Annotated in this window: 12 protein-coding genes; 7 read left to right on the top strand and 5 right to left on the bottom strand. The window is 57.1% G+C overall.

Translation table 11 applies throughout. The features are described 5' to 3' along the window. The first annotated feature begins 19 nt into the window (after positions 1-19). The 3 genes from AWB79_RS25265 to AWB79_RS25255 all read left to right on the top strand — a co-directional run bounded on the left by AWB79_RS25265 (position 20) and on the right by AWB79_RS25255 (position 3,894). On the top strand, positions 20-1,117 hold the full coding sequence (locus tag AWB79_RS25265) for an IolE/MocC family protein (RefSeq protein ID WP_061170172.1): 1,098 nt from the start codon (positions 20-22) through the stop codon (positions 1,115-1,117). A gap of 206 nt (positions 1,118-1,323) precedes the next feature. After that, complete coding sequence (locus AWB79_RS25260) at positions 1,324-2,667, top strand: nucleobase:cation symporter-2 family protein (protein ID WP_061170171.1); 1,344 nt, start codon at positions 1,324-1,326, stop codon at positions 2,665-2,667. A 264-nt stretch (positions 2,668-2,931) separates the two neighbouring features. Then, on the top strand, positions 2,932-3,894 hold the full coding sequence (locus AWB79_RS25255; protein ID WP_061170170.1) for a LysR family transcriptional regulator: 963 nt from the start codon (positions 2,932-2,934) through the stop codon (positions 3,892-3,894). 110 nt (positions 3,895-4,004) lie between these two features. Here AWB79_RS25255 and AWB79_RS25250 read toward each other — a convergent pair whose 3' ends face one another. Next, positions 4,005-4,982, bottom strand: coding sequence for an isopenicillin N synthase family dioxygenase (locus tag AWB79_RS25250; RefSeq protein ID WP_061170169.1), 978 nt, complete (start codon positions 4,980-4,982; stop codon positions 4,005-4,007). A 524-nt stretch (positions 4,983-5,506) separates the two neighbouring features. On the opposite strand from AWB79_RS25250, the gene AWB79_RS25245 reads away from it, so the two are divergent. The 4 genes from AWB79_RS25245 (at position 5,507) to AWB79_RS25230 (ending at position 9,201) form a co-directional block, all read left to right on the top strand. Then, a complete protein-coding gene (locus tag AWB79_RS25245; RefSeq protein ID WP_061170168.1) occupies positions 5,507-6,361 on the top strand; it encodes a hypothetical protein in 855 nt (284 codons plus the stop codon). A 58-nt stretch (positions 6,362-6,419) separates the two neighbouring features. Next, positions 6,420-7,520: a BMP family ABC transporter substrate-binding protein gene (locus tag AWB79_RS25240; RefSeq protein ID WP_061170220.1), complete on the top strand. Its 1,101-nt coding sequence runs from the start codon at positions 6,420-6,422 to the stop codon at positions 7,518-7,520. Positions 7,521-7,738: 218 nt separating this feature from the next. Continuing rightward, positions 7,739-8,098, top strand: a complete 360-nt coding sequence (locus tag AWB79_RS25235) for a BON domain-containing protein (protein ID WP_063963539.1) — start codon at positions 7,739-7,741, stop codon at positions 8,096-8,098. Between the two features lie 143 nt (positions 8,099-8,241). Continuing rightward, positions 8,242-9,201: a LysR family transcriptional regulator gene (locus AWB79_RS25230; RefSeq protein ID WP_198399098.1), complete on the top strand. Its 960-nt coding sequence runs from the start codon at positions 8,242-8,244 to the stop codon at positions 9,199-9,201. A gap of 366 nt (positions 9,202-9,567) precedes the next feature. Here AWB79_RS25230 and AWB79_RS25225 read toward each other — a convergent pair whose 3' ends face one another. The 4 genes from AWB79_RS25225 to AWB79_RS25210 form a co-directional block, all read right to left on the bottom strand. Further along, positions 9,568-10,260 (bottom strand): ferredoxin reductase domain-containing protein, encoded by a 693-nt coding sequence (locus AWB79_RS25225; RefSeq protein ID WP_061170165.1) that lies wholly within the window; start codon positions 10,258-10,260, stop codon positions 9,568-9,570. 439 nt (positions 10,261-10,699) lie between these two features. Next, positions 10,700-11,629, bottom strand: coding sequence for an ABC transporter permease (locus AWB79_RS25220; RefSeq protein WP_061170164.1), 930 nt, complete (start codon positions 11,627-11,629; stop codon positions 10,700-10,702). Between the two features lie 12 nt (positions 11,630-11,641). Continuing rightward, positions 11,642-12,751 carry an ABC transporter permease gene (locus AWB79_RS25215; RefSeq protein ID WP_061170163.1) on the bottom strand — a complete coding sequence of 370 codons (1,110 nt, stop codon included), beginning with the start codon at positions 12,749-12,751 and terminating at the stop codon, positions 11,642-11,644. Positions 12,752-12,762: 11 nt separating this feature from the next. Beyond that, positions 12,763-14,328, bottom strand: a complete 1,566-nt coding sequence (locus tag AWB79_RS25210; RefSeq protein WP_061170162.1) for an ABC transporter ATP-binding protein — start codon at positions 14,326-14,328, stop codon at positions 12,763-12,765. Between the last annotated feature and the right edge of the window lie 1,053 nt (positions 14,329-15,381).

Raw genomic sequence — 15,381 nt, 5'->3', positions numbered from 1 at the left:
ATTCTTCTAGGGAGATGTAATGACTAAAAAGATGTTCAAGCTGGCGTGCGCCGGCCGAGGCGTTCAACCGTCATCGATGGACAAGCCGGTTACTGACTGGCTGGCCGAGGAACTTCCAGTCGAAGAACAGTTCCGTCTTTTGCACGAGACGGGTCTGTGGGACGGTATGGATCGGATTCCCGTAGATGATGACCAACTGAAGCTGTATTTGAAGGCGAGCGACAAATATAACCTTCCCGTTTTGTCGGGCAGTTGGACTTACGTATTAGGCAGGGACGAAGAAACGCTGAAGTCGAACTTGGTCCGCGCTCGCGAAGTCGGCTCAAAGTTTCACAACCTTATGGTCTGGGCCAAGCACGCGGACGGACACTACGTGACTGACCAGGAGGTGGCCGACTCTTACTTACACACGTATGACCTTGCGAAGCTTCACGGGATCACTATCTCGTATGAAGGTCATGTCGACATGTGGTCGGAGGACTTTCGCCGGGTTACGAAAGTAGCAGAGATGGTACGGAGCCGAGGCATTCCATTCAACTTCTGTATGGACTACAGCCACTGCATTTTCAAGATCGAGAATGAGGTGGAGCATGCCGTGTCTCAGATGCGCGGTGACAAAGAGTCCATCAGAAAGCTCGATCCTTTCAACGATGACAGTTTTGCCGATGAATGGCTCAAGCAAAACATGGTTGTCTGGACGCAAGTCCGACCGGCGGCACCCAACGGTCCGCTTAACTGGTGGGCATTCGAAACCGGCCCATGGGATGGTCTGGGGTATAACAGACCCGGTCGGTCCATTCAGTACCCGTTTTCGAATCCGAAGCCGGGTGAGTGGCATACGGATGAGTGGCATGCCCACAAGCTCGCAACAACGAAGGAATTGGTTCGCAAGGTCATTGACCAGTACCTGGAAGTCGACGATTCGAAGATGGAAATCATGACCATCGATAACATCAACCTCGCCGCTTACGGAACAGGTTGGAAGTACAACATGTTCGCCGATAGTTGCCTGGTTGCGAAGTTTGTTCGCGAGTTGTACGCGGAGCGGGTAGCGGTGTACGAAGCTAAGAAAAAGGCTGAGACGTTGGACGCCTTTGTAAACGCACACCGTTCGTAGCCCTGCGCACACCGTTCCTAGCCCTGCGCACACGCCTGTCGAACCGCGTGGAGGAGTGTTAAGCGTGCGGTGATTTGCTACCGGCAAATCGCCGCACTATTGCGCGTAGTGTCCTTTTGCACAAAGATTTAGAACCAACGTCGTGAATCAACGACGCACACACGTGAATGCTGGTGGAACTCTGAATCTGCCCAAGAGAGTGAGTCATGTTAGATACTGAAAGCAATGAGAAGTTGCCATTGGGCGAGCTGGTCCTCCTGGCCATACAGCACGTGTTGATTATGTATGCGGGCGCGATTGCGACGCCGCTGATTATTGGCGCTGTGCTTAAACTGCCGAAGGATCAAGTAGCCTTTCTGATAAATGCAGACTTGATGGCCGGAGGAATAGCCACGTTGATTCAAACGATTGGCTTCAAGGGCGTCGGTATCCGATTGCCTATCATGATGGGCGTCACCTTCACCGCGCTCGGCCCGATGCTTGCAATCGGGTCCAATCCCGAGCTTGGCTTGCTTGGCATTTACGGCGCCACCATTGCTGCCGGGATCTTTGGCATCTTCATGGCGCCGCTCGTGGGCAGGTTGCTCCGATTCTTTCCGCCGATTGTTACCGGTTCGGAGATTCTCATGGTCGGTCTGTCGCTGATGGGTGTGGCTGCAGCGTGGTCCGGTGGTGGGTTTGGGAGCCCGGACTTCGGCAATCCGGTGTACCTCGGAATCGCCGGTGCCGTACTGCTTTTCGTCTTGCTCATGGTCAAATTTGCGCGCGGGTTTTTTGCGAATCTTGCGATTCTCCTCGGCCTTGTCTTTGGCTTCGCCATTTCAGTGCCCCTTGGACAGGTCTCGCTTGCCGGGCTACAAGATGCAGCTTGGATTGGATGGGTAATGCCGCTTCACTTTGGTCTTCCGAAGTTCGATCTCTGGGCGACAGCTTCGATGTGTGTTGTCATGCTAGTGACCTTCGTCGAGTCAGCCGGGATGTTCTTGGCGATTGGTGAAATCACTGGGAAGCCCATCGACGAAAAAGCCCTGACACGCGGCTTTCGCGCCGACGGCGTCGGCAACATCATTGGAGGCCTGTTCAACACGTTTCCCTACACCTCTTTCGCTCAGAACGTTGGTCTCGTTGCCGTGACGGGTGTGAAGAGTCGCTGGGTATGCGCTGTTGGCGGCATCATTTTGATGATGCTGGGTCTGGTCCCAAAGCTGTCTCTGCTCGTTGCTTCAATTCCACCGTGCGTCTTGGGCGGAGCCGGGATTGTCATGTTTGGTATGGTGGCTTCAAACGGCATCAAGACGCTCACGAAGGTGGACTTTAATCATACCCACAACCTTTACATTGTCGCTATCAGCGTCGGCGTCGGGATGATTCCCGTGGTCTCGGACAAGCTCTTCGCCAAGCTTCCCAGCGCGTTGGCCCCGATTTTGAGCAGCAGCATCCTGCTTACCGCAGTCGTGGCCATTGTCCTCAATGTCGTCCTGAATGGTTTGAGCTCGAACGAAGAAGCGGCGCGGCTCACCTTGGAGACAGCACGAGACCTCGAAGTCTAGAGCGGTTGCACACCAAAAGGTGCGGGGGCGGCGCGGCGTGTTTTAGATAACGCAGCGCCGCTTTACTTTTTATGACGGCCTGAGTCGCAGCTAGATACAAAACGCGGCGCAAGCGGGTAAGTTCTACTGCGCCTCGCCGAGGTCGATCCGTTCTGGTACTCTGGAGCTAATTTGCGACGAGAGGCAGGTAAGTCGTGCCCTAGGCTCAGCGTCGCAGATCCTCCGGCGGGCGCTGGCGTCCGCAGCTTGTCGCTCTGACCGTCGATGGCACTGGATATCAAGCTTATCGAAGCGTTTGCGGTAATCGTGCGAACGTGCAGCCTCACTAAGGCCGAGGCGTTGACTGGCATATCGAAGTCAACCCTCAGCCGTCATCTCCAGCGTCTTGAGGAGGACCTCGGCGTCGAACTCATCGAGCGTTCATCGAGGCGAGTCGTCCCGACCGAGGCGGGGAAAGCGTTTTATATCCGCTGCGAATCGCTACTCTTGGAGATGGGCGGCCGTTTGGAGCTTGCCCGCGCTGAGGTGCAAGAACTCAGCAGTGGTATGAAGGGACGGCTGTGTATCCTTGCCGAGAATCATTTCACGACGACTTTCGTGTGTCACGTGACTCGGCAGTTCTTGGCCAAATACAGCAACGTTGTTTGCGAACTTTATGCCGCTGGGCTCCCTTCATCACCTCGGGTTGAAGACGCCGATTGCTACATTTGTTCAGAGGCGCCCGACTTGCCGAATGTCATAGCCAAGCCGGTGGGACGGCTCAGCTACGGGCTATACGCCAGTCCAGTCTATGCGCGGAGACAGGGACTGCCTACGGAGCCGAAGGAGTTGGTTCGCTACGAACGGATCGCCTTACGCGAGCCCGAGCATACGGGCCAAGTTACCCTTCATTCGAACCACTCCTCTTGCGCCTACATCAGTCGGTCCATCATCGAGACGAATGATTACTGGGTGATGAAGACGTTTTGTGTCGATGGGATGGGGATTGCTCTACTGCCCGACTATTTTGTTCAGCCGGAAATACGGCATGGTAGCTTGATACCCGTCCTTCCTGACTGGAAGCCAGAGATGCGACGAATCTTTTGCGCTTACCATCGACAACGCTACGGGAGCAACAAACTTAAGACCTTCATCGATCTCGTGGCTCAGAACGTCGTGGACATCCCGACGTTCAACAACTACGTCGCATCCTCGGCAACCATACTTCCAGAACTGCCGGCAGGATGAGGCGTTACCCACCTGCGCAACGACTCGTTCTGTTTTCAACGAAGCCCCGGCAGAGCAGGAAGGCCCCGAGCTTGGACCTTTTCCTGCTCGACCGTGTTGCACGGTGTGGCCTACGCCGCGGTGGCATTCCCGTAGGTCTTTGCGTACATCTCTGCAATGTGTTCCCCTACCGTGCACTCTCCAGCTGACCGATCCTGTGCCGCCTCGCAAGAAGCGAGTGGCTCGATACGGTAGAAGTAATTCGGGTCGAAGAAGGTCGGGACAGAGTAGCGGTGCCGGTCCGACGCTGTATTCAACACGCGGTGCATATTCGAGTGATACAGCCCATTCGTCAACAGGGGGACCATGTCGCCCAGATTGACGACAAAGGTGCCAGGGATGTAAGGCGCGCGCACCCATTCACCATCCGCATTTCTGACCTCCAGTCCGCCGACGTCGTCCTGAAGCAGCATCGTCAACATCCCCCAATCAGTATGCGCACCAGCGCCAAGCTGGTTCCCTTCGCCGATCTTGTCCTGCGGCGGATAGTGCAGCAGTCGCGTGGTAATCATCGGCTTCTCCACGCCTTGAGAGAAGTAGTCTTCTGGCAGGTCCAACGACAGTGCGAGGACGCTCAAGAGATGTCGTCCTAGCGAAAGCATGGTCTGGAGGTAAGTGTCCGTCGCGTGGCTCAGCGCAGGCATAGACTCGGGATACTGATTTTTGCTGTTGTACGCCCCCTTAGTGACATATGCCTGCAGACCATCGATACCTGCCATAAAGCCTTCCTTCAAATCGGGCATCGAACCGTCATCTAGAGCTTGGCTCGACATTCGTTCGTAGCCGCGCATCGACGCGCTGTTCGTGACGTTGATTTTTAGCTTTTCCTCGATTGGAAGCGCGAAGAACTCGCGCGCCAGCGCGAGCTGTCCGACTGTGACCTCCTCCGGAACGCGGTGGTTCGAAATGTAGAAAAAGCCTGTATCGCGGCTGGCTTTATGCACCTCCCATGCGACCTTCTTTCTTGTCTCTAAGTCTTCAGAGAAGCTTCCCTCAAGGTCGATGACCGGGATGAACTTCGCGGCAGTTGGCGGCTGATAGATAAGCATGATTCTCGTTCCAATGCGTACGTTCTATGTGGGGTACCACTAAACGGCTTAGGCATGTGGTAGTCCCAATCTATCGCTCCAGATTTCGGTGCGGAAGGGCATTCGTGAAACGCAACGTTTCACTTTTGGGACGATCTGGATGTAATCGTCCTCAAGTGACTGAGGCCGCGTCGATAGGGCGTTTCACGGCGTTGGTTATGACTGTGCATATCGGTCACGGGAACCCGTCAAACGTTAAACCTGCGACGGTAGGGCTTTCACTGATTTTGAAACACTTGGCCGTTTGGCTTTTTTGGAATACCTTCTGGTGTACCAGTTTTGCGCACTAGAAGGCCAAATCGTCAAGCCTTTTTGTGAGTACCGATGGCGTGAAGTCAGTTCCTTGACCCCAACCGGCCTATTCCCCACATAGGTCGCAGCCGCCGCTCAGCGGACCGACCGCCACCGGACTGGCAAGGAAGATAGAAGCACGCGCACGGTCGGCATCGAGCACAGATGCCACGTTCTGACATTAGGAGAACTATATGAAAAGAAGTTTGTTGGCAGTGGCGGCGGGCCTCATGTTTGCCTCACAAGCACATGCGTTTGAATGGGTGGACGATTCCATCTCATACTGGTACGGGCCGTACTTCAAAATGCCGGGGGCAACGAGCCCTAACCATCCCAACGGCAATGACGTCGGGCTGAACGTCATCGAGTTCACCCATACGGACGGCTTCAAGTACGGTACGAACTTCCTCGACGCTCAATTGCTGATGTCGAACCGGCAAGACCCGGCCAACGCGACCGGTCACCAACCTCAAGGTGCCTACGAAGGGTGGTTCGTGTTCCGCAATGACCTCAGCTTCAACAAGATTTTCAAAACGGACAAGTTCACCTTTGGTCCGTTCTCAGATATCGGTTTCAATTCTGGTTTCAACTGGGACGCGAAGAATAACTATTACGCCTCCGGGGAGTTCGCAGTTCGGTTTGGTCCCAGCTTTCAAATGAAGGTGCCTGTCGGGTACTGGCAAGTGTCGGTCGGCGCCTATAAGGAGTTCAACAACGATGGCTACTTCGGTCCGACAAGCTTTCACTGGACCTACAGCGTCGAGAGTTCTTGGAACATACCCTTTGCTGTAGGTCCGGTTCCTTTGAGTCTTCAAGGGTTCTTAAGCGTGATCGGTCCGAAGGGCAACGACTATACGCAACCGACGAAAACTGAGGTGCTCTTGCATCCCAAAATCATGGTTGACATCGGCCAGTTAGCTTTTGGCAAGAAAAACTGGATTGAAGCCGGCGTGGGTTGGGAATACTGGTATCACAAGTTCGGTGCCAATAATTCCGTCGGTGGGAATATTCAAAGCACCCCGTTCGTCGAGGCGAAACTGCACTTCTAACGTTTAACCCGTCGGATCTACTCACTTCCTTATTGCTGTAGGACCCTTGGAGTTCGTCATGTTGAACAAATACCGAGGTGCGCTGTATCGCACCGCGTTAGCACTGCTCGCTCTTCCGCTTCTGACACTGTCGACTGCATCGCACGCAGCAAGCGCACCCTTGAACGTCTCCGTCATCTACTTCGGCAATCCCGGCGACGGAGGCTGGACTCGGTCCCACGAGATCGGCATCCAGGAGGCGGAGAAGAAATACGGCAACCAAGTCAAAATCACGCGGGTTGAGAACGTTCCGGAGAGCGCGGACGCCGCTCGCGTCTTCCGTAACCGCGCATCCCAAGGCGACAAGGTCATTTTCGGTACGGCCTTCGGCTATATGAACCCGATGTTGCAAGTAGCTAAGGACTATCCTGACACGGTTTTCCTCAACAGCTCCGGCTATAAGAGTGCGCCAAACCTCGGAACGTACAATGGGCGCGTGTATGAAGCCGAATATCTCGCCGGTGTTCTTGCGGGTCAGATGTCTAAATCGCACGTCTTGGGCTTCATTGGGTCGATGCCAATTCCTGAGGTTGTGCGTAACATCAATGCCTTCGCCTTAGGGGCGCGTTCCGTCGCACCTAACACGGTGGTCAAGGTTGTATGGATTAGCAGTTGGTGGGACCCAGGCAAGGAAAAGCAAGCTGCGGAGACGTTGGTCGGCCTCGGTGCGGATGTGCTTACTCAGAACACTGACTCAACCGCGATGATGTCTGTCGCAGAGGAGCATAAGGTGTACGCCTTCGGCTTCGACGCCGACATGAGTAGCTGGGGTCCCAAGGCTCAACTGGGTGCCGTCGAGTACAACTGGGGTTTGTACTACGTCAAGGTCATCGACGAGATTCAGCACGGAACGTGGACGAACAAGCCGGTGTATTGGGGTGTCAAGGAAGGCATGGTGGACCTCACCCATGTCAACACGACCATCGTTCCTGAACGCGCGCAGAAAGTAACGAGCGACGCGCGAGACGGTTTGAAAAGCGGCCGCCTTGACCCGTTCGCCGGGCCAATCAAAGACGATTCCGGCAAGGTTCGCGTGGAATCTGGAAAAACGCTGTCTCCGGAACAAGTCGGCAGCATGAATTGGTTCGTCGAAGGCGTTCAGGGGAAGCTGGCGCCTTGACCAGTCTCCGCGAGCCTTGCTCAGTCGGATGTCTCGGGAAGCACGCAAGTCTTCGACCTGCGGTTGAAGGCTGAGTCGACGAAAGCGTTCGCTTTGCAAGCCTCATGTGATGGTGATTCAATGAGATGAGCGAGCGCGCTGGCCTCTCCAATAGGACAGAAGAGCGCGCTGGCCGCTCCCGATAGGAATGTACGAGAACCGACAGAGGAGAAAGAGATATGAAGTTAAACGAAATTGTCCGAATGACGCTGAGCGCGGCGGTATTGGCTTGGGCAGTTAATGCGCCAGCCCAACCAAACCAACCCGGAAGCGCGACGCAGGAGGCGACCGGCGCTTCGTCGGCGCAGGTTAGCAATGGCACTCTACGTCGCCGAGTAAAGGCAGCCCTGAAGAAGACAAAGGGGCTGACTGCTTACGACATTGCGGTGCGTGCGAAAAACGGGGAAGTAACGCTCCAGGGCAGCGTGAAAAATCAGGAACAAATTGACCTCGCCGGCAAGGTCGCGAGGGAGGTGCCTGGCGTCATCTCCGTGAAGAACACGCTCACGGTGGCGCGACCGAACTACTCATGGAAGTGATGCCCGATGTCGAGCGAGCCCTCTGAGACGCTCGCTGCCGTTGGTCGCTCCAATAAGTCCATTCCTTCAGCGGCTACCGTGGATTCTAAACACGGTAGCCGTCTTTAAGCGTTATGCCCGGCTGCGCAGGGAAGTTTATGCCCATGACGAATCGTTACGACGAGTGCCAGAACCAAGAGCGGATCAGCCTTCATCTTTTTACGATTCTGAATACAATTTTGAAGGAGCAAAGTGTCACGCGCGCCTCGGTACAGCTCAACATGTCACAATCATCCGTCAGCGCGGCTTTAGCACGACTTCGAAACCTATATGGAGACCCGCTTCTCGTTCGCGGAAAGTCACGACTGGTTCCCACCGAACGCGCACAGGAAATGATGCCTTCGCTGGCCACTATCGGCGAGTGCGTCGATCTTATGACTGCACGTTCGATAGGAAGGTCGGAAGTAATAGTACCGCGCAAATGCACTGTTTCATGCGTTGATGAAATCTCAACCTTCCTCATTCCGGTCATTACTGCAGAAGTTCTCGCGAGCTCCGAGCGCATTTCGATAGAGTTCCGTTCGATGATCTCGTTCGACGTTTTCGTCGAACTCGACGCCGGCAGGTTGGATACCGCAATCGTGAGTGGTTTCGGCGCGGCGCCTGCCGGGCATGAATTAGTCGGAACCGATGACATCGTTTGTATGATGAGCAAGAGGCATCCGCTCGCCCGCCATGAAAGTTTGACGCGCGCTCAATATAAGCGGTCCGAGCATGTCGCGCTGAATTCACACCTCTGGAGTCGACGATCCACCTTCGATCAGATTCTTCAAGACTGCGGGATACGGCGTCGTAACTCCGTTACCCTGCCCTTCGCCGATGTGATTCCGCACCTTCTACAGCGGTCAGATCTTCTATTTACCACGAGCCGAAAGTTCGCGGCGTATTACGCCACACTCCTGCCGCTTCATACCGCGACGCTGGAAGCGGACTTGCCGACCATCCAGTATTTTCAAACGTCGACCTATGCGACCAAGGACCCGCTTCGTGTTGCTTGGGTTGCATCGAAGGTAAGGTCCGCATGCGGGACGGGTTTCGAAGAAGCGCGAATCGCGGACGATTGACACGCGTACCGGCGCAGCAGCTCTTCGACTTCCTCTAATGATTATGAAATGCCGGGCAGTTCCCACGCTACCGAGCAACGCAAGTTCTACGCGCCATCTTTGGATAGGCGGGGCGGAAGGAGGCATCTTCACTGATGTCCCTTCCATCGGCAACACTTCACTCTAAGTCCACAGGCTCCCAGTCGACAATTTTTGGGGATTCCGGGTGGCACCATAGCTCGATAGACGTCTGTCACCTGCCCGACGTCACTATCGTACGGAAGTCGACCTTCAATGGCAGCACCAGCGTCGATCCGTCCTCCGATCAGGAGCGGGCGACGCTCGCTTTACCAATGAACCGCTTACGCATGCCGACCGCCGCGAGACTCACCTTCGAACTCCCTTATCGCCGAGCACTATTTTGTGGATGTTCGATGGGTAGACCCACTCGCGCGCCTGCCGCTCGATTTGCCTCATGAACAATGGCGGCCCACTAAGTATGATCTGCGAGTCCGCGTGCGTGGGGCTCACCGCGAACGATGTAGCACGCTCAATTTCTTCTTCCTTGAGTCCGATTCTGTGATGCACTTGGCCGTACGCGCTAAGTGAATCAAGTTCTTCCCGAAAGACCGTCCGCTCAAGAGTTCGTGCGAAGTTGTGAATCTCGAATGGCTTGCCGGCGGCAGCAAGTCGTTTGGCAATGCCAGCAATTGCGGTTACTCCAAGCCCCGCAGAGAACAGGATGTACCGGGAGTTGGAGTCCATCGCTATCTCGGTGTTTCGAGGCATGCCAATGTAGAATTCGTCGCCTCGATTCCACATAAAGTCGGCGTCATGCGCCGCTTGGGCGTCCGAGGCCTGCCTAACACCCACGACAAATGCATCCTCTCGGGAAGGAAGGTGCCACAGCGGATGAGAGCGCACGGCGCGACATCCGTGGCTCGGGGTAAGGTCGACGATTGCTCCGTCTTCGAACGGCGGAACTTTCGAACGATATTTAGTTTCGACTTCAACCGCGTGGTAGCCCTGGGCGAGTTGCCATCTGCGCGTAATTATCGCGGCAATCATGTTGCTGTGCATGTCTTCTCCAGTACAAGCCCGATGAACTTTAGGGATTGCCCGGCGTAACAAGCAGCGTTGCAGTTGACCGAGCTTTGCTTTTGCTTATTGGATTCAGGGTAGGCCGCTCCAATAAACTACGACAAGGTATGAAACGCGAATGGCTTGTATATGCCGATTACGATACTAAGCAGCGGTCGTTTGTAGTTCGTTCTATTTACGAAACCTACCGTCTCGGAAATGAAACGTTGCCAGAACGGCCATCTGATCCAACCAACGCGTATCTACAAGCGGCGAGCTGGAGGGTTACCCGGTGCTTTCGCGGCCAGCTCACGAGGGCACGCGATGTCGCGATGCCCTTGCCTTCTGCCGGCGCGCCGCGCACGCACACAGCCACGCTGCCGATCGGGTGCTCCGTGCGATGACGCCGAAGCCCATTGCACGGCCTCTGTGGCAATTATCAATTCATCGCAAAGAAGCGCTTGCCGAGCGAGGCCGGCGCGTTGAGCTTGATCGTGTTCTGGTTGCGCGAGATGAGCACCAGCACGACGATGGTCGCTAGATACGGCAGCATCGCGAGGAACTGTGTCGGCACAGGGACGCCGATGGCCTGCGCGTAGAACTGCAGCGCCATCACCGCGCCGAACAAGAGCGCGCCGATGAGCAACCGCCCCGGCCGCCACGTCGCAAATACGACGAGCGCGAGCGCGATCCAGCCGCGGCCTGAAGTCAGTTGCTCCTGCCAGATGTGTAGATAGATGATCGAATAGTAGCCACCGGCGAGGCCCGCCATTGCACCGCCGAACAGCGTCGCGCCATAGCGCACGCCAATGACCGGAAAGCCCACGGAATGCGCGACCGAAGGCGATTCGCCGACCGAACGCAGCACGAGCCCCGCGCGCGTCTTGTAGAGAAACCAGCCGATCACAGCGAACATGATGAACGCGAGATAACCGAGCGGCGTCAACGAGAAGATCGCCGGGCCGAGCACGGGAATCGATGAAAGGCCGGGAACCGGCAGCACGTCGATGGTGGAGCGCATCGCCGCCGACGTGTACGGCTTGCCGACATAGGCCGAAAAACCGATGCCGAAGATGGTCAGCGACAAACCCGTCGCGACTTGATTCGCGAGCATCGTGATGGTGAGAAAGCCAAAGAGCAGCGCCATCGCGAGCCCGGCGAACATCGACGCGACGATGCCGAGCCACGGATTGCCGGTGATCACGGTGACGGCGTAGCCCGTAACCGCGCCCATCAACATCATGCCTTCGACGCCGAGGTTGAGCACGCCCGACTTCTCAGCGACGAGTTCGCCCGCGCCGGCGTACATCAACGGAATGGCGGCGATGACAGCGCTCGACGTGAGATTGCTAGCTTGATTGATGTCCATGTTCTTGTCCTCTTATGCGGCGTGATGCGCGATCGCGCGGCGCGTGACGCGGTAATTCACGAAAAGATCGCAGCCGAGCAGACAGAAGAGCAGCAAGCCCTGAAACACGCCCGCGAGCGCTTGCGGCAATTGCAGCGTGGTCTGCACTGCTTCACCACCGAGATAGAGCAGCGCCATCAGCAGACTTGCGAGCACGATGCCGACCGGATGCAACCGCCCGACGAACACGACGATGATCGCGGTGAAGCCATAGCCCGGCGACCAGCCCGCCTGAAGCTGGCCGATCGGCCCTGCCACTTCGCCCATGCCGGCGAGCCCTGCGAGACCGCCGGAGAGCAGCAGCGACGTCCAGATCGTCTTCTTGTCGGAGAAACCGGCATAGCGCGCGGCGAGCGGCGCAAGACCGCCGACGTTCATCCGGAAGCCCGCGAAGCTCTTGCGCATGAAGATCCACACGAACGGAATCGCGATCGCCGTCAGAAACACCGACGCGTTGATGCGCGTGCCCTTGAGCCACGTCCAGTGCCAGTCGCCGTAGAGGCGCGGGAACAAGGCGGCGTCGACGAACATCGCCGAGATCGGGAAGTTCATGCCCTCCGGGTCGCGCCACGGGCCACTGACGAGATAGATCAGCAATTGCGTCGCCACATAGGTAAGCATCAGGCTCGTCAGGATTTCATTCGTGTTAAAGCGGCTCTTGAGCAGCGCGGGAATCGCCGCCCAGATCATGCCGCCAACCATGCCACCCAGCATCATCAGCGGCAGCGTCCACCAGCCCGATGCGTCGCCCGCATGAATCGCGATGCCGCTCGCGAAGATTCCGCCGAGCAGCATCTGTCCTTCCGCACCAATGTTCCAAACGTTCGCGCGATACCCGAGCGCGAGCCCGAGCGCGATCAGGCAAAGCGGCGACGCCTTGAGCACGAGCTCGGACCAGCCGTTGATGCTAGAGAGCGGCTCGATGAAAAACGCGTTCATCGCGCGCAACGGGTCTTGGCCGACTAGACTGAAAATCAGAAAGCCGATGACAAGCGTCGCGACGGTGGCCATAACCGGCACGGCGAGTTGCATGAGGCTCGACGGTGTCGAGCGCGCTTCGAGTCGGTAGGGGAAAATAGTCATTGTGTTCTCGTTCAGACGGTATCAATTTCGACCGCTCTCTGGCGCTTCCCTTCAAAGAGACCGGCCATGAAGAGCCCAATTTCTTCCGCGTTGGTTTCGCTCGTCTTGCGCACTGGCGAGAGCTTGCCGCGCGCGATCACGGCGAGCCAGTCGCAAATGTCGAACAGTTCTTCGAGCTCTTCGGAAATGACGAGGATCGCGACGCCGCGCGCCGACAAATCGAGCAGTTGCTGACGGATGAAGCCCGCCGCGCCGACATCGACTCCCCAGGTCGGTTGAGCGACGACGAGCACCTTCGGCTCCTGAAGGATCTCTCGTCCGACGATGAACTTCTGCAAGTTGCCGCCCGACAGGCTTTGCGCGAGCGAATGACTGCCGCCGCAGCGCACGTCGAACAACTGGATGCAGCGGTCCGCGAACGCCTTCACCGCGTTCGATTTGATCCAGCCGCCGCGCACCAGATTTTCGCGATGCGCGGTGAGCAGGCCGTTATCGGCGAGCGACATCGCGGGCACCGCGCCGCGTCCCAGCCGTTCCTCGGGCACGAACGCGAAGCCCCGGCGCCGGCGGCCGCCCGCTGTGAAACGCGCGGCGGGCTTGCCGCAGATCGAGATGGCATCGGCTGCGACGTGCTTGTCGCGGATTTCGCCCGACAGCGCCGCGAGCAACTCTGCCTGACCGTTCCCCGACACGCCCGCGATGCCGAAAATCTCGCCTGCATGCACGGAGAACGAGACGTTGTCGAGCGACGTGCCGAACGGATCGGGGCTCGCGACCGACAGATTCGTCACCGCCAGGCGCACCTCGCCCGGCCGGTGCTCGCGGCGCGTGTAATCGGGCAGCGAATGGCCGACCATCAACTGCGCGAGCGATGCATGCGTTTCCCGACGTGGATCGACGTTGCCGGTTACCCGTCCGCCACGCATCACGGTGGCGTTCTCGCAAAGCGATTGGATTTCGTCGAGCTTGTGGCTGATGTAGAGAATGCTGCAGCCTTCCGACGCGAGCCGGCGCAGCGTCAGGAAGAGCTTCTGAACCGCCTGCGGCGTGAGCACGGAAGTCGGCTCATCCATGATGAGCAGCCGCGGATTCTGCAACAGGCATCGCACGATCTCCACGCGCTGCCGCTCGCCGACCGTGAGGCTATGCACGTGGCGCTGCGGATCGACATCGAGCCCGTAATCCTTGGACACTTCGCGGATGCGATTGCCGAGCGCCTTCATGTCGAATCTATCGTCGAGCGCGAGCGCGATGTTCTCCGCCACCGTCAACGTCTCGAACAGCGAAAAGTGCTGAAACACCATGCCGATGCCGAGCTTGCGCGCGGCGGCCGGGCTGCCAATCTCAACGGCTTCGCCCTGCCAGCGGATCTCGCCTTCGTCGGGCCGCACAGCGCCGTAGATGATCTTCATCAGCGTGGACTTGCCCGCGCCGTTTTCGCCGAGCACGGCGTGGATTTCACCCGGCATGACGACGAGGTTCACGCCGTCGTTCGCCTTGACCGACGGATATTGCTTGCTGATGCCGGATAACACCAGGCGCGGTGGCCTGGTCGACGCGAGAATGGAGTGATCCATTGAGATTCCTTAGCGCCCGGCCGCGGACTAGGCAAGGCTCGTATAAAGTTACCGGTCCTCGAATTCCGCAAATCAATCGGCACGAAGTAACGATAATGTAGTATGGAATACTAACGGTCTTATGGCGTACGTAAGGTTGCGCAATAAGTGAGGCCACTGTCAAAGTTCACCTGCTAAACCCGGTTGCCGGCGACGTCCGCGCCGCAGCGTTCGATTCCATAGCAGCAGTTCAACCGACGATAGTCTGTTGCAACTGAGCCGGACGCCCATTCCCTTGCCGCATAAGCATTAAGGGCAGAGCAATACTTCCCTTGATCGCTTTGGTACGCGAAGGGCGAAGCACGTTAAAGAGTCGTGGCTTGAGACAAACCAGCCGTTCGAAAGACACCTGCACGCCAGTACACGTTGTGGCAATGGCATGCGTGCCCCGGTCGTTCCAAGAGATGCCGGTTGAAAGATCCAACTCTACGCTGGTTCGCTAGAGTTCATTGCTGGTATACCAGACTGTATAGCGAAAAAGTACGCCGCTGCAAGCAGTATCTCGTTGGGACAAGTACTGAGGGAGAGCCACGAATTAAGAATTAGTAAAACAGTACCAACAATGCTTCCACTCAAGCTCTAGCCCCCAAGGGCAGGCTTAAGGTCCACTCCCGTTGTCCCAAGCGCACCGGAACGATAGCCACGATAGCGGCGGCGAGGCCCATCGAGATGTCGCTTTTCGTAGTTTGGAAGTCGCCCTCAGACGTGGAGGACGACGGACACGCCCCATTGCGACTGACAACGCCCAGCTCTTGTCACGCCGCGAAGGACGCTAGAGGCGTCAACCACCGGACAGAGGGTGAATAGACGCCATGTTCGAGCAATTGACCCTGATCATCGGCCGCTACACTGCTTTCCGTGATGCAGCTGATCGCTGCCGCACCGAGACGATACAGACTGAACGAGCCGGCTCACCTACCAATCCTTACCGGAAGTCAGGACGTATCGAGATCGCAAGCAGGCGCTGGAACGCAGCGTTGGCTTTAATAAATAAAACACCGCAGCACCGCTGTA

Source organism: Caballeronia hypogeia (genome assembly GCF_001544875.2).
GTDB lineage: Bacteria > Pseudomonadota > Gammaproteobacteria > Burkholderiales > Burkholderiaceae > Caballeronia > Caballeronia hypogeia.
Note: the sequence above shows the minus strand (reverse complement) of the source record. Positions and strands in the feature narration are given on the sequence as shown.